At 71.2% G+C, this 1,072-nt stretch carries 1 protein-coding gene and 1 pseudogene; one reads left to right on the forward strand and one right to left on the reverse strand.

The window, feature by feature from the left end; all coding sequences use genetic code 11:
- On the forward strand, positions 1–625 hold a 625-nt coding region (locus AC1DZ6_RS25715), incomplete at its 5' end, for a hypothetical protein (RefSeq protein WP_477099915.1).
- A gap of 84 nt (positions 626–709) precedes the next feature.
- Here the strand turns inward: AC1DZ6_RS25715 and AC1DZ6_RS25720 are convergent.
- Positions 710–1,072: pseudogene (locus tag AC1DZ6_RS25720) on the reverse strand (phytoene/squalene synthase family protein); the annotation flags it as partial.

The following is a 1,072-nucleotide window of genomic DNA, read 5'->3' on the forward strand; positions in this document are numbered from 1 at the left end:
GCGCCTGAAGCTGCTCTACACGCTCAGCAGCGAGCGCGAGATCCTGACCGGCCGCATGCGGCGCTGGGCCCTGGGCCTGCTTTGCTGGCTGTTCCTGGCGCTGATGATCACCAAGGTCTTGCCCAATATCGCCCCGGCCGGCGCCATTCGCGAGGCGGTGACGGTGATCGCCAACTTCGCGCTGATCGCCTTCGTCGGCGCGGCGGGGGCCATGGTCTCGGTGCTGCGGCGCACCGAGTCGGCCATGGCCTCGGCCTCGTCCGAGATCGACCCCGTGCGGCAGGTCAGCGCCCTGAGCCAGGGCCTGACGGCGGTGTTCATCGCCGCGTTCGTCGGCATGTCGGTGTCGTTCGTGCTGGTGGCCTTCTTCGCCAGCGGTCTGGTGCGGGACGGGACGATCGTCGGCAGCGGGGCRGCSGCGCTGTTCCCCCAGATCGTGCCCTGCCGCTACGCCTGCCCGATCACCATGGTCAATCGCGGCCTGATGTTCCCCGAAGCCCTGGACGCCGCCAAGATGATGGTCTGGGCCTTCATCGGCGGCTTCTCCGAGCAACTGGTGCCCGACGTGCTGGATCGCCTGACCAAGGCGGCCCGGCAGACGAAGAAGCCGTCGGAAGCGGCTTAGCGGGGGACATGCCCTTGCGGCGTGTCCCCAATGCCGGGCACGGGGCTTGCTGATGGGGACACGCCGCAAGGGCATGTCCCCGGTTTAGATCCGCCCCGTCGCCACGGCCCAGGTCAGGCGGAGCTGCGTCTCCAACGGACCCAACTCGCGCGCCCCCGTCTGAGCCCTCGCCAGGGCGGCGGGCGCGGCGGCGGGGAACGCGGCCAGCGGCAGGGCCTTCAAGGCGTCTTGCGCCTTGGCCCGCGCCGCGTTCACCCGTTTGCGGACATCGGCCTGCGTCCAGTCGGCCGGCAGGCGCTGGACCCCTGCCCGCTTCAGCCGCCACAGGCCCGCCAGGCCATAGGCGCGCGCCGCCTCCTGGACCGCGTGGAGATCGGCCTTGGGGTCCAGCCGCCAGGCGGCCAGCATCGTCACCGCCCCGGCTGTGGCGTCCACATAGGCCAGGAC

Source organism: Caulobacter sp. P1_B12_2, assembly GCF_056406675.1.